General features: G+C 31.2%; 23 protein-coding genes and 2 tRNA genes. 23 read left to right on the forward strand and 2 right to left on the reverse strand.

Annotated elements, in window-relative coordinates; translation table 11 throughout:
* Positions 1-34: 34 nt before the first annotated feature.
* Positions 35-319 (reverse strand): hypothetical protein, encoded by a 285-nt coding sequence (locus tag ACOSP6_RS02980; protein WP_422092904.1) that lies wholly within the window; start codon positions 317-319, stop codon positions 35-37.
* Between the two features lie 164 nt (positions 320-483).
* The gene (locus tag ACOSP6_RS02985) at positions 484-1,626 is read right to left on the reverse strand and encodes an acyl-CoA dehydrogenase (protein WP_422092905.1); all 1,143 of its coding nucleotides are present in this window, start codon (positions 1,624-1,626) and stop codon (positions 484-486) included.
* Between the two features lie 94 nt (positions 1,627-1,720).
* On the opposite strand from ACOSP6_RS02985, the gene ACOSP6_RS02990 reads away from it, so the two are divergent.
* The 23 genes from ACOSP6_RS02990 (at position 1,721) to ACOSP6_RS03100 (ending at position 23,299) form a co-directional block, all read left to right on the forward strand.
* Positions 1,721-2,782 carry an anhydro-N-acetylmuramic acid kinase gene (locus tag ACOSP6_RS02990; protein ID WP_422092906.1) on the forward strand — a complete coding sequence of 354 codons (1,062 nt, stop codon included), beginning with the start codon at positions 1,721-1,723 and terminating at the stop codon, positions 2,780-2,782.
* Positions 2,783-2,929: 147 nt separating this feature from the next.
* Complete coding sequence (locus ACOSP6_RS02995; protein WP_422092907.1) at positions 2,930-4,156, forward strand: Glu/Leu/Phe/Val dehydrogenase dimerization domain-containing protein; 1,227 nt, start codon at positions 2,930-2,932, stop codon at positions 4,154-4,156.
* 14 nt (positions 4,157-4,170) lie between these two features.
* Entirely contained in the window at positions 4,171-5,643 is a 1,473-nt protein-coding gene (gene nhaB, locus ACOSP6_RS03000) for a sodium/proton antiporter NhaB (protein WP_422092908.1), read from the forward strand.
* 111 nt (positions 5,644-5,754) lie between these two features.
* Positions 5,755-6,444, forward strand: coding sequence for a MotA/TolQ/ExbB proton channel family protein (locus ACOSP6_RS03005; protein WP_422092909.1), 690 nt, complete (start codon positions 5,755-5,757; stop codon positions 6,442-6,444).
* Complete coding sequence (locus ACOSP6_RS03010; protein WP_422092910.1) at positions 6,444-6,836, forward strand: ExbD/TolR family protein; 393 nt, start codon at positions 6,444-6,446, stop codon at positions 6,834-6,836. Before ACOSP6_RS03005 ends, ACOSP6_RS03010 begins: the two co-directional genes overlap by 1 nt.
* Before the next feature lie 4 nt (positions 6,837-6,840).
* Positions 6,841-7,674, forward strand: a complete 834-nt coding sequence (locus ACOSP6_RS03015; protein ID WP_422092911.1) for an energy transducer TonB — start codon at positions 6,841-6,843, stop codon at positions 7,672-7,674.
* Positions 7,675-7,677: 3 nt separating this feature from the next.
* Positions 7,678-8,889 carry a bifunctional folylpolyglutamate synthase/dihydrofolate synthase gene (locus ACOSP6_RS03020; RefSeq protein ID WP_422092912.1) on the forward strand — a complete coding sequence of 404 codons (1,212 nt, stop codon included), beginning with the start codon at positions 7,678-7,680 and terminating at the stop codon, positions 8,887-8,889.
* 70 nt (positions 8,890-8,959) lie between these two features.
* Positions 8,960-9,034 (forward strand) — tRNA-Val (locus ACOSP6_RS03025).
* 18 nt (positions 9,035-9,052) lie between these two features.
* A tRNA-Val gene (locus tag ACOSP6_RS03030) sits at positions 9,053-9,127 on the forward strand.
* A gap of 102 nt (positions 9,128-9,229) precedes the next feature.
* Positions 9,230-10,213, forward strand: coding sequence for an SDR family oxidoreductase (locus ACOSP6_RS03035; RefSeq protein ID WP_422092913.1), 984 nt, complete (start codon positions 9,230-9,232; stop codon positions 10,211-10,213).
* A gap of 9 nt (positions 10,214-10,222) precedes the next feature.
* Positions 10,223-11,503: a nucleotide sugar dehydrogenase gene (locus ACOSP6_RS03040; RefSeq protein ID WP_422092914.1), complete on the forward strand. Its 1,281-nt coding sequence runs from the start codon at positions 10,223-10,225 to the stop codon at positions 11,501-11,503.
* Positions 11,504-12,472, forward strand: a complete 969-nt coding sequence (locus ACOSP6_RS03045; RefSeq protein ID WP_422092915.1) for a Gfo/Idh/MocA family protein — start codon at positions 11,504-11,506, stop codon at positions 12,470-12,472.
* Positions 12,473-12,479: 7 nt separating this feature from the next.
* The gene (gene wecB / locus ACOSP6_RS03050; protein ID WP_422092916.1) at positions 12,480-13,532 is read left to right on the forward strand and encodes a non-hydrolyzing UDP-N-acetylglucosamine 2-epimerase; all 1,053 of its coding nucleotides are present in this window, start codon (positions 12,480-12,482) and stop codon (positions 13,530-13,532) included.
* Between the two features lie 83 nt (positions 13,533-13,615).
* Positions 13,616-14,047 carry an adenylyltransferase/cytidyltransferase family protein gene (locus ACOSP6_RS03055; RefSeq protein ID WP_422092917.1) on the forward strand — a complete coding sequence of 144 codons (432 nt, stop codon included), beginning with the start codon at positions 13,616-13,618 and terminating at the stop codon, positions 14,045-14,047.
* 3 nt (positions 14,048-14,050) lie between these two features.
* A complete protein-coding gene (locus ACOSP6_RS03060) occupies positions 14,051-15,373 on the forward strand; it encodes a UDP-glucose dehydrogenase family protein (RefSeq protein WP_422092918.1) in 1,323 nt (440 codons plus the stop codon).
* A gap of 1 nt (position 15,374) precedes the next feature.
* Complete coding sequence (locus ACOSP6_RS03065; protein ID WP_422093050.1) at positions 15,375-16,349, forward strand: type I phosphomannose isomerase catalytic subunit; 975 nt, start codon at positions 15,375-15,377, stop codon at positions 16,347-16,349.
* Position 16,350: 1 nt separating this feature from the next.
* On the forward strand, positions 16,351-17,367 hold the full coding sequence (locus ACOSP6_RS03070; protein ID WP_422092919.1) for a mannose-1-phosphate guanylyltransferase: 1,017 nt from the start codon (positions 16,351-16,353) through the stop codon (positions 17,365-17,367).
* 9 nt (positions 17,368-17,376) lie between these two features.
* Complete coding sequence (locus ACOSP6_RS03075) at positions 17,377-18,429, forward strand: glycosyltransferase family 4 protein (RefSeq protein WP_422092920.1); 1,053 nt, start codon at positions 17,377-17,379, stop codon at positions 18,427-18,429.
* Positions 18,426-18,992, forward strand: coding sequence for an acyltransferase (locus tag ACOSP6_RS03080; RefSeq protein WP_422092921.1), 567 nt, complete (start codon positions 18,426-18,428; stop codon positions 18,990-18,992). Before ACOSP6_RS03075 ends, ACOSP6_RS03080 begins: the two co-directional genes overlap by 4 nt.
* 316 nt (positions 18,993-19,308) lie before the next feature.
* Positions 19,309-20,127, forward strand: a complete 819-nt coding sequence (locus tag ACOSP6_RS03085) for a hypothetical protein (protein ID WP_422095696.1) — start codon at positions 19,309-19,311, stop codon at positions 20,125-20,127.
* Positions 20,093-21,118 carry a hypothetical protein gene (locus ACOSP6_RS03090; RefSeq protein ID WP_422092923.1) on the forward strand — a complete coding sequence of 342 codons (1,026 nt, stop codon included), beginning with the start codon at positions 20,093-20,095 and terminating at the stop codon, positions 21,116-21,118. The genes ACOSP6_RS03085 and ACOSP6_RS03090 overlap by 35 nt, the downstream gene beginning before the upstream one ends.
* A complete protein-coding gene (locus tag ACOSP6_RS03095) occupies positions 21,118-22,212 on the forward strand; it encodes an alkaline phosphatase family protein (protein ID WP_422092924.1) in 1,095 nt (364 codons plus the stop codon). The genes ACOSP6_RS03090 and ACOSP6_RS03095 overlap by 1 nt, the downstream gene beginning before the upstream one ends.
* Positions 22,193-23,299: a hypothetical protein gene (locus ACOSP6_RS03100; RefSeq protein WP_422092925.1), complete on the forward strand. Its 1,107-nt coding sequence runs from the start codon at positions 22,193-22,195 to the stop codon at positions 23,297-23,299. The genes ACOSP6_RS03095 and ACOSP6_RS03100 overlap by 20 nt, the downstream gene beginning before the upstream one ends.
* The last annotated feature ends 7 nt before the right edge of the window (positions 23,300-23,306 follow it).

Here is a 23,306-nt window from a genome sequence, read left to right on the forward strand (position 1 = left end):
ATAAGAGGTGGTTAGTTTTTTGGTTATTAAATAGTCAAATTGATTTTATTATTGCCATGCCTACTAAAAAAAATAATAGCCAAAATATGATTCCAAGAATTCTTGTTTTTTCAGCTTGCTTGATCTTTTTTTCAAATCCGTATTTTTTAAATCTATCCATTTCGGACTCTGTTGCATCATCATTTCTCCATGAAGGTGCTGTTGTAAAAAAAGGCAGTATAAAAAATGTCCACCATTCTTCATTCGTTAATGGAGCTTCTTTTCTCTTTTGTTTAAGTTCTTCTGATAGCTTGCGTTCAAATTCGGTTTCTTTTTTCAAAATGGATAAATGATTTATTTATAACTTTCTATGGAAATTACATTTTACAACATAATTAAAAATTCTAGAAAGGTAGATTGGTTGTCTTCACAAGATAGTAATAAAGTAGTATAAAAAAAGCCCATCATTATTGATGAGCTTTTAAAAATATAGGTAGTTTAAAACTATTCTTTAATTAAACTTCTAGAAATTACAATTTTTTGAATTTCAGAAGTTCCTTCGTAAATCTGAGTAATTTTTGCATCACGCATTAAACGCTCAACATGGTATTCTTTTACGAAACCATTTCCACCGTGAATCTGTACAGCTTCAACAGTGTGTTCCATCGCTATTTTAGAAGCATATAATTTTGCCATAGCTCCAGAACGATCATAGTTATTACCAGAGTCTTTATCACAAGCAGCTTGCATTACTAAATGACGAGCAGCTGTAATATCAGTGTACATATCTGCTAATTTAAATGCGATTGCTTGGTGATTGCAAATTTCAGTTCCAAAAGCTTTACGCTCTTTAGAATATTTTAATGCTAATTCATAAGCTCCTGAAGCAATACCTAATGCTTGAGCAGCAATACCAATTCGTCCACCAGATAAAGTTTTCATTGCGAATTTAAATCCGAACCCATCTTCACCAATTCTATTCTCTTTAGGAACTTTTACATCGTTAAATTGTAACGTGTGTGTATCAGAACCACGAATTCCTAATTTATCTTCTTTAGGTCCGATGTGGAATCCTTCCATTCCTTTTTCAACGATGAAAGCATTAATACCTCTGTGTCCTTTAGCTCTATCTGTTTGAGCAATTACTAAATATACATCAGAACGTCCACCATTTGTAATCCAGTTTTTAGTTCCGTTTAATAAGTAGTAATCTCCTTTATCTTCTGCAGTTGTTGCTTGAGAAGTTGCATCCGACCCAGCTTCTGGCTCGCTTAAACAAAAAGCTCCGATAGACTCACCAGTTGCCAACTTCGTTAAATATTTTTGTTTTTGCTCTTCTGTTCCGTATGCTTCTAAACCGTAACATACTAAAGAGTTGTTTACAGATACCATTACAGAAGCAGAAGCATCTATTTTAGAAAGCTCTTCCATAATTAATACGTAAGAAATAGTATCCATTCCGCTTCCTCCGTACTTTGGATCTACCATAACACCCATAAATCCAAGCTCTCCCATTTTACGAACTAATTCGTTCGGGAATTCTTGTTTTTCATCTCTTTCAATAACACCTGGTAATAATTCATTTTGTGCAAAGTCTCGAGCAGCATCACGTATCATTAAATGCTCTTCTGTAAGATTAAAATCCATTCTAAATCGTTGTAGTTATAAATTATTCTTAAAAAATGTTCCCAAAGATACTCCTTTAATATTATTTTTTCAAAAGCTTTTATATTTTTACTTTATGCAGAATGAGTATAAATATGTAATCGGATTAATGTCCGGAACTTCGCTAGACGGATTAGATTTGGTTTATGTCAAATTCCATCAAGAAAATTTCCAAGATTTTACAATTATTCATGGAGAAACTAAGTCCTATTCAAAATATTGGAAAGAAACACTGCAAACCGCAATTCATAATTCCAAAGAGAAACTAGATGCTATAAATATTGAATATGGTAAACTTCTTGGGGATTTAACTAATGAGTTTATAAATGAGAAAGACATTGACATTATTGATTTTATTGCTTCTCATGGGCACACCGTTTTTCATCAGCCAGATAAAGGAATAACATTGCAAATTGGAGACGGACAAACTTTAGCAAACGTAACTCAGCAAAAGGTGATTTGCGATTTTCGAACGCAAGATGTTCAATTAAAAGGCCAAGGAGCTCCGTTAGTACCAATTGGTGATAAATTATTGTTTTCGGAATATGATTACTGTTTAAATCTTGGAGGTTTTGCCAATATTTCGTTTGATAAAGGTAACGAAAGAATTGCCTTTGATATTTGTCCTGTGAATATTGTTTTGAATCACTATACCAATAAAATCGGGTTGGAGTACGATGAAGGTGGTGTGTTAGCATCTTCTGGAAAAATTAATACAGATTTATTAATTGAGTTGAACTCTTTACCATTCTATAAAAAAAATCCGCCTAAATCACTAGGTTTAGAATGGGTGCAACAAGTTGTCTTTCCGATAATTGACAGTTTAGAAACAGACATACCATCAATTTTAAGAACATTTATAGTGCACTCGGCGGAACAAATTGGTAAGATTTTTGATAAGTCAGATAAGGTTTTAGTTACGGGAGGAGGAGCTTATAATACCTATTTAATCGAAGAAATTGAAAATTATTCTAATACTAAAATAGCGAAAGCAGATGCAAAAATAATCGAGTTTAAAGAGGCTTTAATTTTTGCATTGCTAGGTTTATTAAGGAATAATAACAAGGTAAATTGTCTAAGTTCTGTTACTGGAGCAATAAAAGATCACTCATCAGGTAAAATTTTTAGTCCGAATTAAAGGAAAAACTAGTTTTTCTAATTAAGTTTGTAGGGTTAGAATTATAATAAAAAAATAAACAAAATGACACAACTTTAGCTTACATGATTTTAAAATAAACAAAACACACAACCAAACTTTTAAACAAACCTTAACTTATTTTAAATCATGAAAGAATTATTAAAAAAATACGAAGAAAAGCAACCAGAAATAGTTTTTAATTGGAAAGACTCTGAAACCGAGGCAGAAGGATGGACAGTAATCAATTCTCTTAGAGGAGGAGCTGCTGGAGGAGGAACAAGAATGCGTAAAGGATTGGACAAATATGAAGTAATGTCACTTGCCAAAACGATGGAAGTGAAGTTTACTGTTTCAGGTCCTGCAATTGGTGGAGCAAAATCAGGAATCAACTTTGATCCACATGATCCTAGAAAAGAAGGGGTTTTAAGAAGATGGTATCAAGCAGTATCTCCTTTATTAAAGAACTATTATGGTACAGGAGGAGATTTGAATGTAGATGAAATCCACGAAGTTATTCCGATTACCGAGGATTGTGGTGTTTGGCATCCACAGGAAGGAGTTTTTAATGGGCATTTTAAACCAACGGAAGCTGATAAAATTAATAGAATCGGCCAATTGCGTCATGGTGTAATTAAAGTGTTAGAAAATGAACATTATTCACCATCGGTTCAGAAAAAATATACAGTAGCAGATATGATTACTGGTTATGGTGTTGCTGAAGCGGTAAAACATTACTATAATATTTACGGAGGAAGTGTTGTTGGTAAGAGAGCTGTTGTTCAAGGTTTTGGAAATGTAGGTTCTGCTGCGGCGTATTATTTAGCTCAAATGGGAGCTAAAGTAGTTGGTATTATTGATAGAGTAGGAGGGGTTATAAATGAAGAAGGATTTTCTTTCGAGGAAATTAAGGAGATGTTTTTAAATAAAGACGGAAACACATTGGTTTCTGAGCACATGATTCCTTTTGAGGAGATGAATGAGAGGGTGTGGAATTTACCTTGTGAAATTTTTGCTCCTTGCGCTGCTTCTCGTTTAATTACTGAAAAACAAATCAATCAAATGATAAATACAGGATTAGAAGTGGTTTCTTGTGGGGCAAATGTTCCTTTTGCTGATAAGGAGATTTTCTTCGGTCCGATTATGGAAGAAACTGATAAAAAAGTAAGTTTAATTCCAGATTTTATTTCGAATTGTGGAATGGCAAGAGTATTTGCTTATTTCATGGAGAAAAGAGTTTCAATGAATGACGAAGCTATTTTCCATGATACTTCTAATACTATTCGAAAGGCTTTAGAAATCGCTTTTGCAAAGAATTCTTCAAAAACACGCATAAGCGAAACAGCGTTTGAAATAGCGCTTAAAGAATTAATTTAAAATAAAAACAAATTATGTTGAAACATTTTTTAGGAAATAGCCCCAAATGGTTTAAAATGACCATGATAGGTTTCTTAATTTTTAATGTGTTTTCCTTTTTTATATTAGGAAAAACAATAACGGCTTGGTTGTTTATTGGTGAGTTTATTTTCACTTTGGCTATGGCATTGAAATGTTATCCATTACAATCAGGTGGTTTGTTAGCAATTGAAGCATTGGCTTTAGGACTAACGACTCCAAAAAATGCTTATCACGAGGTAGATCAAAACCTAGAGGTAGTATTACTTTTAGTATTCATGGTAGCAGGTATCTACTTTATGAAGCCTTTACTGATGTATATTTTTAGTAAAGTGTTTACAAAAATAAAATCAAAATTAATTCTTTCCTTACTTTTTGTGTTCTTGGCTGCAATTTTATCAGCTTTTTTAGATGCACTTACAGTAACTGCAGTATTAATTAGTGTAGCTGTAGGATTTTATGGTGTTTATCATAAGATTCACTCAAGCGCAGTAGCTGATTACGATGATGATGGTATTTTAGATAGAAAAGAATTAAGTGGAGAAACATTAGAACAATTTAGAAGTTTCCTAAGAAGTTTAATAATGCACGGAGTTGTAGGTACAGCTCTTGGTGGAGTTTGTACGTTAGTAGGAGAACCACAGAATTTATTAATTGGAGAACGTTTAGGATGGGACTTTATTGAGTTTTTCATAATGATGGCACCAATTACAATTCCTGTTTTAGCTGCGGGATTATTGACCACAGTTGTTTTAGAAACAACAGGTTGGTTTGGTTTTGGTGCAAAATTACCAGAAGTAGCTGCTGAAATTATAGAGAGTTATACTATCGAGGAAGATAAAAAACGTACAGATAAAGAAAAGTATGGGCTTGTTGTTCAGGGTGTTTCTGCAGTATTGTTAATTTTAGGCTTAGCTTTACACATTGCACCAGTTGGATTTATTGGTTTAGCATTGATTATTGTGCAAACAGCGTTTATGGGTATTATCGATGAACATAAATTAGGACACGCTTTTGAGGAGGCATTACCATTTACAGGTTTATTAGTTGTCTTTTTCGTTATTGTAGCAATGATACACGATCAGCATTTGTTCAAACCAATTATAGATTGGGCTTTAAAACAAGATCCTGCATCACAGCCAGGTTTGTTCTATATCGCAAACGGATTTTTATCGGCAATTAGTGATAATGTATTTGTTGCAACTGTATACGTTGGAGAAGTAGAAAGTGCCTTCAAAAACGGTGTTATTACTAGAGAACATTTTGAGAAATTAGCTGTTGCTATTAACACAGGTACAAATTTACCAAGTGTTGCAACACCTAATGGTCAAGCTGCATTTTTATTCTTGTTAACATCATCTTTGGCTCCGTTAATTAATTTATCGTATGGTAAAATGGTTAAAATGGCTTTGCCATATACAATTGTTTTAGGAGGCTTAGGATATTTAATGGTGAAAATCATGTTGTAAGCATCATAATTATAAAGAAATATTAAAATCCTGAATTTTTAGAATTCAGGATTTATTTTTTATACTTTTAATCAAAAGAAAACGTTTAACGAAAAACATTAAATCTGTTTTATGCTTTTATTCATTCAGGAAGTTGCTAAAGAAATTTTAGACGAGGAAACACAAGAGAAAACATTGTCGATATTTCAATTAATAAAAGATGGAGGTGTCGGAGGGCAAATAATCATTGCTTTATTATTTGTGCTCTTAGGAGTGGCTCTGTATATTTATTTTGAACGTTTTTTTGCTATTAAAGCTGCAGCTCAAGTTGATAAAGATTTTATGAATCAAATTCGTGATTTTGTAGTAAATGGTCAGTTAGATGCAGCGAAAGCTTTATGTCAAAATACAGATAGTCCAACTTCTCGTTTAATCGGAAAAGGAATTTCAAGAATAGGAAAACCTTTAGAAGATATTAATACAGCAATTGAAAATGCGGGTAAGCTTGAGATTTATAAATTAGAAAAAAATGTTTCTGTTGTTGCTACAATTGCGGGTGCTGCACCAATGATTGGGTTTTTAGGAACGGTAATCGGTATGATTGTTGCGATTCATGAAATTGCAAATTCGGGAGGGCAAATAGATATTAAAATGCTTTCGGATGGATTATATACAGCAATGACAACAACAGTTGCTGGTTTAATAGTAGGTATCGTTGCTTATATTGCGTATAATCATTTGGTGGTAAGAACAGATAAAGTTGTCTATCAAATGGAAGCAAAGTCTGTAGAGTTTTTAGATTTATTAAATGAACCTGTATAATGAATTTAAGAGGTAGAAATAAAGTAGATCCAAATTTTAACATGTCGTCAATGACAGATATTGTATTTCTGTTATTAATATTCTTCATGTTAACTTCTACTTTGGTTACAGTAAGCGCGATAGATGTTTTACTACCTAAAGCTGGCGGTAAAACAGAAAATAAAACATCTGTTGCCGTCACAATCACAGAGAGCTCTGATTTTTATATAGATAAGTCTAAAGTAACGTCCACTAATTTGGAACAAGAATTGCTTTTAAAAGTAGGGGAGAATAAGGAGAAAACGGTAGTTATAAGAGGAGATCAAAATGTTCCTTATAAAAATGTGATGAGAGTTATTGATATCGCTAATAGAAATAAATTAAAAATGATATTAGCAGTAAAAGGAAAGTAGTTATATGCAATTATTTGATACCAAACATAAAAGAAAATCAGCAATGATAACAGCAGCGATATTATTGATGCTACTATTTATTATGTATGGTTTTGGTATGAAATATATGGATCCGCCAATCGAGTATGGAGTTGCAATTAATTTTGGTGATTCTAATGTTGGAAGCGGCCCACCAGTTGAAAAGGTGAAAACTACTCAGCCTAAACAAGAAGAGGTAAAAGAGGAGCTGGAGGAGGTTGAAGAAGAATCTCAAGAAACGCCTAAAGAAGAAGTAACAGAAGAATTTATTACCGATGATTCGTCTAAAGATGTTCCTGTAGTTGAGAAAAAGGAAGATGAGAAAGTTGAGGAGGTTGAAGAAAAGAAAGAAGAAGTAAAACCAAAACCGAAGCCGAAACCTTCAAAAGCAGCAACAGATGCTTTGAATAGTTTATTAAAAGGAAATTCTCCTGACGGAGACAAGGCAAAAGGAGAAGGTGACGATAAACAACAAGGTGTGAAAGGAGATAAAAACGGAGATCCAGATAGTAATAAATACTATGGAAATACTGGAGGAGGTTCTGGAGGTAATTATAATTTATCAGGTAGGACTGCTTTATCAAAGCCTGTTGAAAAACCAGATTGTCAAGAGGAGGGGACAGTTTATGTTACTATAAAAGTTGATCAAAATGGAAATGTAATAGAGGCAAATCCGGGAGCAAAAGGAACAACCAATTCAGCAAAGTGCTTATTAGATGCAGCAAAAAAAGCAGCGTTAAAAACTAAATGGAATGCAGATGGGAAAGCTCCTGAAACACAGAAAGGAACCATTATTTATAAATTTACGCTATCTAAATAATTTATGACATACCAAGAAACTGTAAATTGGATGTTTCAGCAGTTACCGATGTATCAAAATCAAGGTAAAACTGCATATAAGAAAGATTTATCAAACACAATTAAACTTTCTAACTATTTAAAAAATCCCGAAAAAAAGTTTAAATCAATACACGTGGGTGGAACAAATGGTAAAGGTTCTACTAGTCATATGATTGCATCAATTTTGCAAGAAGCAGGTTACAAAGTAGGTTTATATACTTCTCCACATTTAAAAAGCTTTACTGAAAGAATTCGTATTAATGGAAAAGAAATTTCTGAGGACGCTGTTCTAGATTTTATCACAAATCATAAAGTTTTTTTTGAAGAAAATAGATTGTCATTTTTTGAAATGACGGTTGGAATGGCTTTCGATTATTTTGCTAAAGAACAAGTTGATATTGCGGTCGTTGAGGTCGGTTTAGGAGGTCGACTAGATTCAACCAATGTCATTACCCCAGAGATATCGGTAATAACCAACATCGGCATGGATCATGTTCAGATATTGGGTGATACTATGGAGAAAATAGCAGGAGAAAAAGCAGGTATTATAAAACCAAATATTCCCGTAATTATTGGAGAGAAACAAGAAGAGATTGAAGAGGTTTTTAAAACAAAAGCGCAAGAATGTAATTCTCGAATTTATTTTGCTTCTAAATTTATTAAAGAAGAATATAAAACCGATTTATTGGGGAGTTATCAAAAACACAATGCTAAAACAGCAGTTTGTGCTATTCGTAATCTGCGAAATTTTGTTGTGAGTGATGACGATATTATTGCTGGCTTATTAAATGTTAAGATAAATACAGGTTTAAGAGGTAGGTGGGAAGTGTTAAACGAAGTTCCTAAGGTGATTTGTGATACAGCTCACAATAAAGAAGGCTTAACGTATGTTTTACAACAATTAAAAAAAGAAAAATATAAGAACTTACATATCGTGATGGGGGTAGTTTCAGATAAAGACTTGAATGAAATCTTACCGTTATTTCCTAAAGAAGCTACGTATTATTTTTCAAAACCTAATATTCCTAGAGGACTTTCGGCGGAAATTTTAAAAAAAACTTCGAAGGAATATAAGCTGATGGGTGATGTTTATGAATCTTTATTAGATGCTTATGATCAGGCTCTTAAAGGTTCTTCAGAAAATGACTTAATCTTTGTAGGAGGTAGTACTTTTACCGTCGCAGAAATTTTATAAATAAAAAATCACAAAAAAATATTGTCAGAATTCAAAACTGTCTTATATTTGCCTCCGCAATAGCAAATAAGGGCGCGTAGCTCAGTTGGTTCAGAGCACTTGGTTTACACCCAAGGGGTCAGGGGTTCGAATCCCTTCGCGCCCACAACCTTAAATGCTATTCGGGCGCGTAGCTCAGTTGGTTCAGAGCACTTGGTTTACACCCAAGGGGTCAGGGGTTCGAATCCCTTCGCGCCCACAGAGGCCTTCAGATTTTCTGAAGGCTTTTTTTATTTCACTTCACTATATTGTTTCCTATAGTTTTCGTAGGTTTGTTTATTGGAATAGTTAGAGTAATATTATGAATATTGAACTTTCGAATAAAAAAATTTTAGTTACCGGAGGTGCTGGTTTTATTGGTTCTAATCTTTGTGAAGAACTTTTAAATAAAGGGAATAAAGTAGTTTGTTTAGATAACTTTGCTACTGGTAAAAGAGAAAATGTAGAAATATTTTTAGGTAATTCCTTATTTGAATTAATCGAAGGTGACATTAGAAATTTAGAAGATTGTAGAAAAGCAGTAAAAGGTGTAGACTATGTCTTACACCAAGCAGCTCTAGGTTCTGTGCCAAGGTCAATAAAAGATCCCATTACCTCTAATGATGTTAATGTTAGTGGTTTTTTAAATATGTTAATTGCTGCTAGAGATGAAGGAGTGAAGCGTTTTGTATATGCGGCTAGCTCCTCTACTTATGGTGATTCTGAAGCACTTCCTAAAGTTGAAGATAAGATAGGGAAGCCTTTATCTCCTTATGCAATTACGAAATATGTCAATGAATTGTATGCTGATGTATTTTCGAAAACTTATGGTCTGGAAACAATTGGTTTGCGTTATTTTAATGTTTTTGGAAGAAAGCAAGATCCAAATGGAGCTTATGCGGCTGTTATTCCTAAGTTCGTAGGTCAATTTATGAGAGGTGAATCTCCGGTAATCAATGGGGATGGTACTTATTCTAGAGATTTTACTTATATCGATAATGTTATACAAGCTAATTTACTTTCTCTAGTTGTTGATGGTTCAGATGCTATTAATACTGTTTATAATGTGGCTTATGGGGAAAGAAATACGTTGAATGATCTAGTTGAGTATCTTAAAAAATATTTACCAGAATTTGATAGTTCTATTCAAAGTATTGAGGTTAAACATGGTCCGAATAGGCAGGGTGATATTCCGCATTCGTTAGCAAGTATTGAAAAGGCTAAAGAATTATTAAATTACAAACCTAAATTTTCATTAGAACAAGGATTGAAAGAGGCGGTAAAATGGTACTGGGAAAATTTGTAAGATTTTTTTATGAGCAAAATTAAAATAGGTGTTGTAGGTTTAGGTTATGTGGGATTGCCACTTGCCAGACTATTTGCTACAAAGTATTCAGTTATTGGGTTCGATATAGATCAAGCTCGAGTTGATGAATTAATGAATGGAGTTGACTCAACTTTAGAGGTTGACAATGATTTGTTAAAATCGGTTTTACAAATTGATAATTCCAATAAAGGACTTTTCTGTTCAACTGACATAAATGCTTTATCAGGTTGTAATTATTACATTATTACTGTACCTACACCAGTAGATAAAAATAATCGTCCAATTTTGACACCTCTTATAAAAGCTAGTGAAACAGTAGGTAGTGTTTTAAAGAAAGATGATATTGTTATATATGAGTCAACAGTTTATCCTGGAGCTACTGAAGAGGATTGTATTCCGGTTCTTGAAAAGGTTTCTGGGTTGAAGTTTAATGTAGACTTTTTTGCAGGTTATTCACCAGAAAGGATTAATCCGGGAGATAAAGAACATACGGTTGAGAAAATCCTAAAAGTAACATCGGGTTCAACTGCGGAAATTGGCAAAAAAGTAGATGACTTATACAGTTCAGTAATTACAGCAGGAACGCATCTGGCTCCGACAATTAAAGTTGCCGAAGCAGCCAAAGTCATAGAGAATTCACAAAGAGATATAAATATTGCTTTTGTGAATGAGTTAGCTAAAATATTCAATTTGATGGATATTAACACCTATGATGTTTTAGAAGCAGCAGGTACAAAATGGAATTTTTTACCATTTAAACCTGGATTGGTAGGTGGGCACTGTATTGGTGTTGATCCATATTATTTAGCACAAAAGGCTCAAGAATTTGGGTATCACCCTGAAATTATTTTGGCAGGAAGAAGATTGAACGATAGTATGGGAGATTATGTCGCTTCTGATGTGGTTAAATTAATGATAAAAAATGATGTTAGAATAAAAGATGCTAACATCTTGGTGCTTGGAATAACTTTTAAGGAAAATTGCCCGGATGTTAGAAACACTAAAGTGGTTGATGTTATTAAAGCTTTGGAAGATTATGGAACAAATGTGACTTTATATGATCCATGGGCAAATCCTGAAGAGGTTAAAAGAGAATACAATCTGATTTCTGAGTGTGAGCTAACTGATGAAAAGTTCGATGCAATTGTATTAGCTGTTGCACATAATGAGTTTAAGAACTTAGATTTTGGAGTTTTGAAAAAAGAGAAAGCCATTGTGTATGATGTGAAAAATATTCTAGACAATAGCGTTAAAGATAAAAGTTTATAGATGAAGAAATTTGCACTCATTGGTTTAGCTGGCTACATTGCGCCTAGGCATTTAAAAGCAATAAAAGACACTAATAACGAACTTATTGCTGCTTTGGATAAGTTTGATAGTGTTGGGGTAATGGATAGCTATTTTCCTAATGCTGATTTTTTTGTAGAAATAGAACGTTTCGATAGGTATCTAGAAAAGTTAAAGTACGATAAAGGGCAAATATTAGATTATATGAGTATTTGTACTCCGAATTACTTACATGACTCTCATATTAGAATGGCTTTAAGAAGAGGTGCTGACGCAATTTGTGAGAAACCTTTAGTTTTAAATCCATGGAATATTGATGCGTTGCAAAAGATGGAGAAGGAATCTGGAAAAAGAATTTGGAATATTCTTCAGTTAAGGATGCATCCTAGTATTTTAAAGTTAAAAGAAAAAGTAGATAACTCTCCTGAAGATAAAATTTTTGATATAGACTTAACATATTTAACTTCTAGAGGCAATTGGTATTATACTTCTTGGAAAGGAGATCAATCTAAATCTGGTGGAATAGCAACAAATATTGGAGTTCATTTTTATGATATGTTATCATGGATTTTTGGAGATATACAGTATAACACAGTTCATGTGCATACTCATGATAGAGCAGCTGGATTTCTGGAGTTTAAGAGAGCTAGAGTTCGTTGGTTTTTATCAATAAATTACAATGCTTTACCGGAAGAAATTAAAAGTAAAGGACAAAGAACATACAGGTCAATTAAGATTGAAGGAGAGGAGTTAGAGTTTTCTGGAGGTTTTACAGATTTACATACAAAAGTATATCAAGGTATTCTTGACGGGAATGGATATGGATTAGAAGATGCTAGACAAGCAATTGAAATTGTTCATGAAATTAGGAATGCAAAGCCAAAGGGTTTGATTGGAGACTACCATCCTTTTGCGGCGAAAGATTTGGAGGCGCACCCTTTTAATAGATAAATACTGTATGAAAATTATAGCGATTATTGGAGCCAGGCCTCAATTTATTAAGCATTTTCCTTTTGAGAAAGCGAGTGAAGGAAAATACCTCTTAAAAACCATCCATACGGGTCAGCATTACGATGAAAATATGAGTGCTGTTTTTTTTGAGCAATTAGGGATGAGAAAACCGGATTTTATGCTTAATGTAGGAAGTGGCTCTCACGGAGAACAAACGGCGAAAATGATGATCGAAATCGAAAAGATTCTTTTAAAAGAAAAACCAAATGGTGTTGTTGTTTACGGAGATACAAATTCTACACTTGCAGGTGCTTTAGTTGCTTCAAAAATTCATGTTCCTGTTTTTCATATCGAAGCTGGTTTGAGAAGTTTTAATAAAAAAATGCCTGAAGAAATAAATAGGGTTCTTACAGATCACGTTTCAAGTTGTCTTTTTACACCGTCAAAAACAGCTACGATAAATTTGAAGAAAGAAGGAGTTGTAGAGAATGTTTTTGAAGTAGGAGATATCATGAAGGATTTGGTTTTTTATGTGAAAAATAATAACCTATTAAAAGATATTACTTCCGAAGAGTCTTATTATTACGCTACGATACATAGACCTTATAATACTGATAGTACGGAAAGGTTGAGCTATGTTTTGGAAGTGTTAAACAAATTAAATGAACCCGTAATAATGGCTCTTCACCCTAGAACAAGAAATACGGCGAAGGTGTTTGAAATAGACTTGAAAAACTTCGACAATATTAAGTTTATTGAACCTCAATCATACATTGATAATCTTTCGTATTTATATAATTCAAAAGGATTGATAACTGATAGCGGAGGAATGCAAAAGGAGGCATACTGGCTAAGAAAAAAGTGTGTCACAGTTCGAACAGAAACGGAGTGGATTGAAACATTGAAAGACGATAATAACGTATTGCTTTTTGAAGATTTGACTGGTTTGAATAATGAAATTCAAAAACAATGCGTTATATGGGATGATTCGTTGTATGGAAATGGTTTTTCTTCGAATACGATTGCGAAAAAAATACTAGAACTAAATTTAAAACATTAGTGTAAACAAAACATTAATAAAACGCAAAAAAACTTTAGTTTATAGAATAACTTAATATATTTGTCCATTGAAAGAAATAGAATATGAAAGTAGGTATAACGTTTAGTGCATTTGATTTACTTCACGCAGGGCATATTAAAATGTTGGAGGAAGCCAAAAGACAGTGTGATTACTTAATTTGTGGTTTACAAACTGATCCAACTCTTGATCGACCAGAAAAAAATCGCCCAGTTCAGTCTGTTGTTGAAAGATATATCCAACTAAAAGGATGTAAATATGTAGATGAAATTGTTCCTTATGCGACAGAACAGGATTTAGAGGACGTGTTGAGATCTTTTCATATTGATGTTCGAATAATTGGTGACGAGTATGCGAATAAACAATTCACCGGAAGAGATTATTGCGAAAAAAAAGGAATTAAGCTATACTTCAATAAAAGAGAACATAGGTTTTCTAGTAGTGGTTTAAGAAAAGAAGTTCATCAAAAAGAAAGTCTTAAAAGAAAGGATAAATAACTTATGAATATAGCTGTCGTTGGTACAGGTTATGTGGGTTTAGTTTCAGGAGCTTGCTTTTCAGAAATGGGAAACAAAGTTACGTGTGTAGACGTAGATCAAGTTAAAATAGATAATCTTCATGAAGGGATTGTTCCCATTTATGAGCCTGGTCTGGAAAGAATGGTGTTTAAAAATGTAGAAAAAAAGAACTTATTTTTTGCTACAAAACTTGAAGAAGCGATTGATGATGCTGAAATTGTTTTTATTGCTGTAGGTACACCAATGGGAGAGGATGGTTCTGCTGATTTACAATATGTACTGGCCGTAGCAAAAGAGATTGGTCAAAAAATGAATCGTAGATTAATAGTGGTTGATAAGTCTACCGTACCAGTTGGTACTGCGGACAAGGTAAAAGCTACTATTCAAAAAGAATTAGATAGTAGAGGTTCTGATTTAGAGTTTTATGTCGTTTCTAACCCCGAGTTTTTAAAAGAAGGGGATGCTATTAATGATTTTATGAAGCCCGATAGAGTAGTGATTGGTGCAGATTCTAAAATAGCATTTGAGAAGATGAAAGAGCTTTATAGTCCTTTTTTTAGAACACACGATCGTTTTATAACAATGGATGTTCGCTCAGCAGAAATGACTAAATACGCTGCAAATGCAATGTTGGCTACTAAAATTTCTTTTATGAATGAAATGGCAAATATTTGTGAAAGGGTAGGGGCAGATGTTAATAATGTTAGAATAGGTATTGGGTCAGATTCAAGAATAGGTTATAGTTTTATTTATCCAGGTGCTGGTTATGGAGGTTCATGCTTTCCTAAAGATTTAAGAGCACTTGATAAAATAGCTTCAGATTATGGTTATAATGCTCAGTTGATTAAATCTGTAGAAGATGTGAATAATCGTCAAAAGTTAGCGATAGTAAAAAAGATTTTAAGAAAATTTGGAGAGGATCTTACTAATAGAACTTTGGCTATTTGGGGGTTGGCTTTTAAACCAGGAACGGATGATATGAGGGAGGCTCCATCTCTTTATACCATAAGAGAACTTATCAGAAGAGGCGCTAAAGTAAGAGTTTATGATCCTAAAGCTATGGATGAATCTAGAAAATTTTACTTTAAGAATGTAGAGGGAATTGAATATGGTTCTTCAAAATATGATATATTAAATAAAGCAGATGCCCTGATTCTTTTGACCGAATGGAAGGAATTTAGATCTCCGGATTTTGAAGAGATTAAAATTCAGCTTAAACAACCTTTAATTTTTGATGGAAGGAATCAATATATAGCATATAATTTAAAAGATAAAGGATTTGATTACATTAGAATTGGAAAATAGTATGGAATTATACCCTTTAAAATTTAAAGCTATTTTAAAGGAGAAAATTTGGGGGGGAGACGTTCTTGTTGAAAAACTAAACAAGGAATCAAATAGTACCAAAATTGGAGAAAGTTGGGAGTTGTCCGGGGTAGCAGGAAGCATATCAGAAGTAAGCAACGGTAAATATAAAGGTGCTTCATTAAATGAGTTGCTAGAGACTTATAAAGGTCAATTTGTTGGTAATTCAGTATACAAGGTATTTAAAGATGAGTTTCCTTTACTTTTTAAGTTTATTGATGCAAGACAAAATCTATCGATTCAATTACACCCGAATAATGAATTAGCAGCAAAAAGGCACAATTCATTTGGGAAAACTGAAATGTGGTACGTCTTAGAGGCTGATGAAAGAGCAAAATTATATGCTGGATTAACAAAGCAATTAACTAAAGAGGAGTATTTAGAGGCCTTTAATGAGGGTGAGTTGTTGAATCTAATTCATGTTGATGAGGTTCAAAAAGGAGATGCTTTTTTCATTGAAGTTGGTACAATCCATGCAATAGGAGAAGGGATTGTTTTAGCGGAGATTCAACAAACTTCCGATGTAACTTACAGAATATATGATTGGGATAGATTAGATACTAATGGGGTATGTAGAGAATTACATACAGATTTAGCTCTAGATGCGATTGATTTTGAGAAAGTTGGATCATGTAAATTGGTCTTTGAAGAAGAGGTAGGTGCTGTTAATCAGGTTTTTAGTTGTCAGTATTTTACAACTAACAAATTGAAAATAACCGAAGAGTTAGAAAGAGATTTGATGAATATTGATTCTTTTGTGGTTTATATGTGTGTAGAAGGAGAGGGGCAAATGAAAATTGAAAATAATACTGAAAATATCAAGAAAGGAGAAACATTATTAATTCCTGCTGAAGCTGAAAATATTTTGATTCGTGGAATTAATGGGTTAGAATTACTTGAAGTGTATATAGAATAGAATGGAAAGAAAAATTTTTAACGTTATTTTGAGCGGTGGCTCTGGAACTAGACTTTGGCCATTGTCTAGAGAAAGCAGGCCAAAACAGTTTTTGAAGATGTTTGGCGGTTTATCGCTTTTTCAACATACAATAAACAGAAATAAAGAGATAGTTGATGATTTTTTTGTAATTACAAATTCATCTCAAATAAATTTAGCAGAGGAACAGTCCAAAAGCGTTGATAAATATATAAGTAAAAGAATAATAGAACCAGTAGGTAGGAATACTGCTCCCGCTATTGCCTTGGCCGCTTTTAGCCTTCATGATGATGATATTATGTTAGTCACTCCGTCTGATCATATGATAGGAGACCAAAAAATCTACAAAAATTCAGTTAAAAGAGCAATTGAGTTAGCAGATGACGACTTCTTAGTTACATTTGGTATTAAGCCTCTTACTCCTAATACGGGTTTTGGATATATAGAGCATGATGGAGAAAAAGTAGTAAACTTTAGAGAGAAACCAGATTATGAAACAGCAAAACAATTTTTAGACCTAGGTAATTTTAGCTGGAATAGTGGAATGTTCTGTTTTAAAGCATCTGTTTTTTTAAATGAGCTAAAGAAGTATAATAAACCAATTTATAATTCTTCCAAACTTGCTTATGGATCTATAAATACTAAAGGGGAAGTTGATAGAGAGTTAATGTTAGATATTCCTTCCGATAGTATTGACTATGCAGTATTAGAGAAAAGCGATAAAATAAAAGTATTATTGTCAAAGTTTTATTGGACAGATTTAGGTACTTACGATTCAATAATAGACTATTTTGAACAAGGGAATATTGTTAATGGTCTAACTAAAAATAAGACTAAAAGCTATATTTTTTCAGATGATAAACAACTTTTTACGAGTAAATCTGAAATAATTGTTGTTGATTCTGAAGGTGTAATCGTAGTGCTAGAAAGGAATAACACGGATAAAATAAAAGAAATATATAAAGAAGCTGTTAAAGAAAAAGAAGAATTGATTAAGTAGATTTATAGTATGGGAGTAAAAAATAAAAAAGTTGTCTTAGTGGATGTCCATGGGATGAATGGAGGAGCCGAAAAAGTTTTGCTGGCTTTGAACGAAATCTTGCATGAGAGCTTCAAATCCGTTTGTTTTTTTCCTAAAAATTCATTTATGTCAGAAAAAAAAATGACAAAAAATGTGCTAAATTATGACGGAGTTTTTAATTTAGCTTGGAAAATATCTAAAGAAAAAGCAGATATAGTTGTATTAAACAATAAAACAGCATTAAAATATCTTTTAATTTTAAAAATATTTCTTCCGAAATCAAAAATAATATTTTACTCTCACTCTTTTTTTAGGACAAACGCTGAGAGAATGTTTTATGACTTACTATGTGTGCCCTTTTTATACAAAGTTATATGTGTAAGTGATAGTTTGAGAAGAAATCATACTTTTAATTTGAAAAAACATTTAGATAAGCACATTAAGATTTATAATGGTTTTGATTACAAATATCCTGATACAGTAAAAAAACAAAAAGACAATATAAAAATATTCTTTTGGGCTCAATTTAGGGTTTGGAAAGGACATTTGTTTTTTATAGATGTCCTGAATTCAATCAGTAAAATAAATGATAAAATAGAGTTGCATTTAGTTGCCAATATTCAAGATGCAGAGAGTAAGAAGGTTTTTGAATTAATTAAACAAAAGATTAAGCAATATAATTTAGAAAATATTGTCTATTTTCATTTAGATATTTCTAATCATTTACACTTTATTAATGAAAATGCGGATATTTCTGTTAGTTGCTCTAATTTAAAAGATCCATTACCAACGGTGATAATTGAATCTTTGTCAATGGGACTTCCTATATTAGCAGTGAATTTAGGTGGTAGTAAAGAAATTTTAAAAGAGTTTCCTTTCATGTTGTCTAGTTTTGATGAAAATGAGTTTGCTGATAAATTGAATTTTTTAATTAATGAATTAAGTAACTTAGAAAAACAGAAATTACAAGAATATTATAGGTTAAACTTCACTAAAGATATTTATAAAAAAAATATCATAAACTTTTTTCAAAATTTATGAAACGCATTATTATAATTTTATTATTAATATTAAATCGAAACGGATATGCCAGAGCAAAATTTTTGAAAAAGAAAAAATATTTTCATTCTCAAGGAGAAAACTGTTTTTTTTCGACTCATTTATTTGGAACTGAACCCAAACATATTTCGTTTGGAGATAATGTGTGGTTGGCTACCAGGGTTAGTTTTATCACACATGATGTATCCGTGCTAATGATACAAAACTATTTGAATGACGACTCGCTTATGTTTGACTATGTAGGATATGTGAAAATTGGCAACAACGTTTTTATAGGCGCTGATTCAATTATATTACCGAATGTTGTTATAGCTGATAATGTCGTTATAGGAGCAGGTTCGATTGTTTCAAAATCAATTAAAGAGTCAGGTGTTTATGTTGGAAATCCTTTAAGAAAGGTTAAAACATTTAGTGATTATTGCAGTGATTTGGTTGAAAAACATACTAATTATCCTTGGAGTTTCGAATTGAGAGATAGAAGAAAGAATAAGAAAGTTTTGAATAAGCTCAGAGAGCAATATGTTAGAACAGAATTAGATGATTAATTTAATTTACCAAGGACTAGCAGTTTTACTGAGAACTGTTTTAGTATTTGCTTTTATATTTTTTGTTTCAAAAAATAATGACGAAAAGGCAATTTCAAACATTTTAGCAATTTTTACTTACTCCTCAATCTATGCAAACATAATATGTTTTGGGTTCGATTACTATTTTGTCCAAAATAGAGACAATAAACTAAAATTTGATTCTCTTAGTTTTTTAATCAAAGTCTTATTAGGAATTTTTATTTCAGGGATTATAATTTATCTACAAGATTTAAGCATTGAAGTGTTATTTTATGCAGTTTCTTTTTCCTTACCCTTGATTTTTAAAGGATATATAAGATTCAGTAAAGAACATCGACTTGATTTTTTTATAAATTTATTTGTGCTTACTTCATTTTTAATTGCATTACTATTTTTTGAAAATAAATTTGAAATTTTAACATTGTTGTCTCTTTGTATTTTTATTCCTTTTAGTTTTTTATTGATAAAAAAAATAGAGTTTAATATTTTAAAATTTAATGATGAAGTATTTAAGTCAATTTTTAATTCTTTTCCCTTGATGATTTATAGTTTATTGGGTTATTTATTGTTAAATATAGACTTATACGTGTTTGAGTATTGGGATAAAGTAGATTTTTATGCTAACTTTGCTGTTTCTAATAAGTTTTTTTTAAATATAACTATGATTCCGGTCATTTTGGCAAATTATAGGATAAGTTTTTTATCTGAAAAAGAAGAAACGAGAGAATCAATTTATCGAGAATTTTTAGGGTTAGGAATTGTTTTAGCTTTTATCAGTTTTGTTTTATCTGATTTTTTTATTGATTTACTTGGTCATGGTAAGATCTTATTAACGGTAAATGAAAAACTCTTATTTAGTTTAATGATTTTTCTAAGAACGATTAATACTTATTACGGTTTGAGGGTATTAATGGCTCTTAATAATTGGGTTAGATTATATACTATTTTAATCATACTAACAATTCATTTATCATTGTTATTTGTTTTTATTTATTATTTCGACTGGAGAGGAGCACTCTATGCTCTAGTTGCAAGTTCATTTTTATTTGTAGTGCTCAATTTTATTGTTTTAAAAAGAAATGGAAATAGTAGAAAAAATAATCTCTTACATTAAGAAATTCTATTTAGATAAGAATTTTAGAGGTGTTTTATTAATGTCTGGAGGTTTTTCTAGAGGAGAAATATCGGTTGTAGATAATATTCTTGTTAGTGATATGGAAACATTATTTATATTTGAAAATGCAATTGATAAAACTACCATTAAGAAAAGTTTATCAGAATTATCTAAATTACTTAAAAATAAGTTTGATATTATTCCGGAGATATTTGAAATAGAAGTAGATTTTATTTCAATTAATGATTTAAAACGGAACCATAAGAGCCTTCCAGTACATCAGTTTGAAACCTTCAAAACTTTCAATGTTTTATTTTCAAATAGTTATTTAGATTTTAATTCATTTAATTGGCGAGTCTCTTTGGAGAGTGTTTACGATATTTTTTTTCATAGAGTATTGAACCAAATTTCATTGGCTTATAATTTTAATAACAAACCCTTGAATAATATTTTTTATAATAGGTCAAAGAAGAATTTATCTGATTTTTTAACATATAAGTACCTTTTGCAATATAATGGTGGTTCATGGTTAGTAAAGAAGAAAGAAAGATTACTTTTTTTATTCGATAATTTAAAACTGATAGAGCTTGATAAAAAAATATTTGAGTCGGAATTCCAAGAAAAAGTAAATGGAGATGTTTTTTTTCATAGATGGAAAGAAATAATGCTGTGTTGGCTTATTGATTATGAAGAAAGAAGTAAAAATGGTTTAAAGACATTATCTAATGTGAAATCAAGAAAGGCTAAAATTTATAGTGCTATGGTTATTTGTTATTTAAAATTTTTTAAAAGTAAAAGAGTTGACCAAAATTCAATTATAAGAGTTTTTAAAAATTCATTAATGATTTCTGAAAGTTTTAACCACATGAATAAAAGCCTAATTGAAGGGTTGAAATCATTAGGTTATACAAAAAAAAATTATCCTTTTTTAAATGGTTATTTTTTTATTTATTGGATAAGAGATATTAATTATTATAAATCCTTAAAGTAATGTTGATAGTTTTTATTGATGCTTTACCAGCATCTAAGGGATTTGAGTTTTCAAAACTCAAAACATCTAAATTAATACCTAATTTGGGATATAGTGTTAATTTGCATAATGAGTTGTTCAATGGTAAAACTCCTGATCAAATGGGTTTTTTTGGGGAGTACTTATATAACGAGGATGTAAAACCTAGCAAAGAGTATCTTTTTAAAGCTTTAAATTTGATCGAATATTTACCCTTTAAGTTGAACTATTTATTCAAAATTTTTCTCAGAAAATTTTTCAGGGTAAGAATCGGTCAGATTCCCTTTAAATATGTTCCCTATTTTAATCGTAAAGGGAAATATCCTTTTATTAAGGAATGTAACTCTATGTTAGATAGTTTCAAAACATTTATTACTGATGATTTACAAAACGGACTAGGAAATAGAGATGAAGTAGCTCTCAAGGGAGTTTTTTCCTACCTTAAACAGGGGAATGATTTAAATAAAGATATATTCATAAGTCTTTGTGATTTAGATGGTATAGGTCACAAATTTGGAACCATGTCACCAGAGTATAATCAACGCTTGGATTATTTGAGTGAAAATGTTGAAAATGTTATGAATGTTTATGAAGAGATTTTTCCTAATGAACCTATGGTTGTATTGAGTGATCATGGTATGTCTAATGTTGAGAGTTATGTTGATCCTAGAAGTGTAATTAAGGAAATAGAAAAGAAGTATAATTCTAAAGTATTTTATGATAGTCTTTATATACAAGTTTTTATTAATTCAGTCAATGATATAACCAAAGATGTAGAGTCAATAAGTAATTTATTATCTGCAAGTCTTCCTGTCAAAGTTTTTAATGAGGAGGAAAGAAAAATGTATGGTGTCACAAATAAAACATTTGGGAATGTTTTAGGAGTTTTAAATGATAGATTAGCTTTTAGTCCAAATTTATTTGGATATTTAAAAATGAAGGCCTATCATGGTTATTTGCCTAACAGCGATGATAATAAGGGCATTTTTTTACACAAAAATTTAATTGAAGGGAACTTAGAAGAGATTAATTCAATTGAAGTATATAAGTTGTTTAATGGAATTCAAAAAGCTTAATTTTTTTTATATTTTTTGTTTAAGTCTGGTTATTATTATAATACAATATTTATGTCTGTATAGCTTCTACGATTCTAATAATTTTCTGTTCGGAGATTTTGGTGATGATTACAATTATATTAATAATTTTAAATATATTAATAATGCTAATATAACACTGATAGGTCTCGCTCAGCTTGGTTTAATTACACCTTATAATTATATTCTGTATTTACTTGTAAACGCAGGAGGAGTGTTTCTTTATTGGCTTATTGAGTTCTTACTTTTTGCAATTTCTAATTTCTTTTTTTATAAAATTGCAATTACTTGTTTGAACAAAAAGAATGCTTATCTGGCATTAATTATATTTTTAATCTTACCCCTCAGATACATTTGGCTATTTGGATACTATAAGGATTCACTTTTACTCAGTTTGTCAATTATTTTTGTATTTTTTTTTTATTTCAAGAGAAAAGCTTTAGTTCCACTGATATTAGGAATTCCAATCTTTCTAATTCGTCCATTACTATTAGGTATTTTAATTGGTAGTGGACAAAAAATCAGATTTAATTTCAAAACACTGGGGTTAATTTTAACTTCGATTGTAATTTTATTTTATATTTTTCAGGAGTATTTATATTTTTTTAGAATTGAAAGAATTGAAATTTTGATGTCTAAAATGAATACATTACCATTCAACTCTTCAGGAATGTTAACCATTTTCTATATGCCTTTTTTATGGGTTCTTACGCAGGTACAGCCTTTATTTTTAGCATACAATAATGGCGAAGTATGGCACAATATTAGTCCAGTAGTTCAGGTTGATGCACTTTTAAAACTTCTATTAATGCCTCTTATAATAAAGGGGCTTTTAAATACAAGGTTTTATTTAAAGGACAAAAAAATATCAATCATATTAAAACTCATGTTGGTATTATCTTTTCCAGTTGCCATTGGTTTTCTTTTTTTAACAAATAGGCATATTTTAATAATACTACCATGGCAAATTATATTTGGTTTTTATGTTTATCAAACAAAAGGATATAGTATAAATCTTTTATTTCTTTATATTATGTTGACGATAACTCTTAATTTTTTGAAATTATAAATATTTA

Origin of the sequence: Tenacibaculum sp. MEBiC06402, assembly GCF_049239625.1 — a bacterium.
Taxonomy (GTDB): domain Bacteria; phylum Bacteroidota; class Bacteroidia; order Flavobacteriales; family Flavobacteriaceae; genus Polaribacter.

Bases quoted from the DNA above. Each gene is read 5' to 3' on its own strand.
- ACOSP6_RS02985 (WP_422092905.1), bottom strand. From the start codon at position 1,626: ATGGATTTTAATCTTACAGAAGAGCATTTAATGATACGTGATGCTGCT.
- ACOSP6_RS02990 (WP_422092906.1), top strand. From the start codon at position 1,721: ATGCAGAATGAGTATAAATATGTAATCGGATTAATGTCCGGAACTTCG.
- ACOSP6_RS02995 (WP_422092907.1), top strand. From the start codon at position 2,930: ATGAAAGAATTATTAAAAAAATACGAAGAAAAGCAACCAGAAATAGTT.
- nhaB (WP_422092908.1), top strand. From the start codon at position 4,171: ATGTTGAAACATTTTTTAGGAAATAGCCCCAAATGGTTTAAAATGACC.
- ACOSP6_RS03005 (WP_422092909.1), top strand. From the start codon at position 5,755: ATGCTTTTATTCATTCAGGAAGTTGCTAAAGAAATTTTAGACGAGGAA.
- ACOSP6_RS03010 (WP_422092910.1), top strand. From the start codon at position 6,444: ATGAATTTAAGAGGTAGAAATAAAGTAGATCCAAATTTTAACATGTCG.
- ACOSP6_RS03015 (WP_422092911.1), top strand. From the start codon at position 6,841: ATGCAATTATTTGATACCAAACATAAAAGAAAATCAGCAATGATAACA.
- ACOSP6_RS03020 (WP_422092912.1), top strand. From the start codon at position 7,678: ATGACATACCAAGAAACTGTAAATTGGATGTTTCAGCAGTTACCGATG.
- ACOSP6_RS03035 (WP_422092913.1), top strand. From the start codon at position 9,230: ATGAATATTGAACTTTCGAATAAAAAAATTTTAGTTACCGGAGGTGCT.
- ACOSP6_RS03040 (WP_422092914.1), top strand. From the start codon at position 10,223: ATGAGCAAAATTAAAATAGGTGTTGTAGGTTTAGGTTATGTGGGATTG.
- ACOSP6_RS03045 (WP_422092915.1), top strand. From the start codon at position 11,504: ATGAAGAAATTTGCACTCATTGGTTTAGCTGGCTACATTGCGCCTAGG.
- wecB (WP_422092916.1), top strand. From the start codon at position 12,480: ATGAAAATTATAGCGATTATTGGAGCCAGGCCTCAATTTATTAAGCAT.
- ACOSP6_RS03055 (WP_422092917.1), top strand. From the start codon at position 13,616: ATGAAAGTAGGTATAACGTTTAGTGCATTTGATTTACTTCACGCAGGG.
- ACOSP6_RS03060 (WP_422092918.1), top strand. From the start codon at position 14,051: ATGAATATAGCTGTCGTTGGTACAGGTTATGTGGGTTTAGTTTCAGGA.
- ACOSP6_RS03065 (WP_422093050.1), top strand. From the start codon at position 15,375: ATGGAATTATACCCTTTAAAATTTAAAGCTATTTTAAAGGAGAAAATT.
- ACOSP6_RS03070 (WP_422092919.1), top strand. From the start codon at position 16,351: ATGGAAAGAAAAATTTTTAACGTTATTTTGAGCGGTGGCTCTGGAACT.
- ACOSP6_RS03075 (WP_422092920.1), top strand. From the start codon at position 17,377: ATGGGAGTAAAAAATAAAAAAGTTGTCTTAGTGGATGTCCATGGGATG.
- ACOSP6_RS03080 (WP_422092921.1), top strand. From the start codon at position 18,426: ATGAAACGCATTATTATAATTTTATTATTAATATTAAATCGAAACGGA.
- ACOSP6_RS03090 (WP_422092923.1), top strand. From the start codon at position 20,093: ATGGAAATAGTAGAAAAAATAATCTCTTACATTAAGAAATTCTATTTA.
- ACOSP6_RS03095 (WP_422092924.1), top strand. From the start codon at position 21,118: ATGTTGATAGTTTTTATTGATGCTTTACCAGCATCTAAGGGATTTGAG.
- ACOSP6_RS03100 (WP_422092925.1), top strand. From the start codon at position 22,193: ATGGAATTCAAAAAGCTTAATTTTTTTTATATTTTTTGTTTAAGTCTG.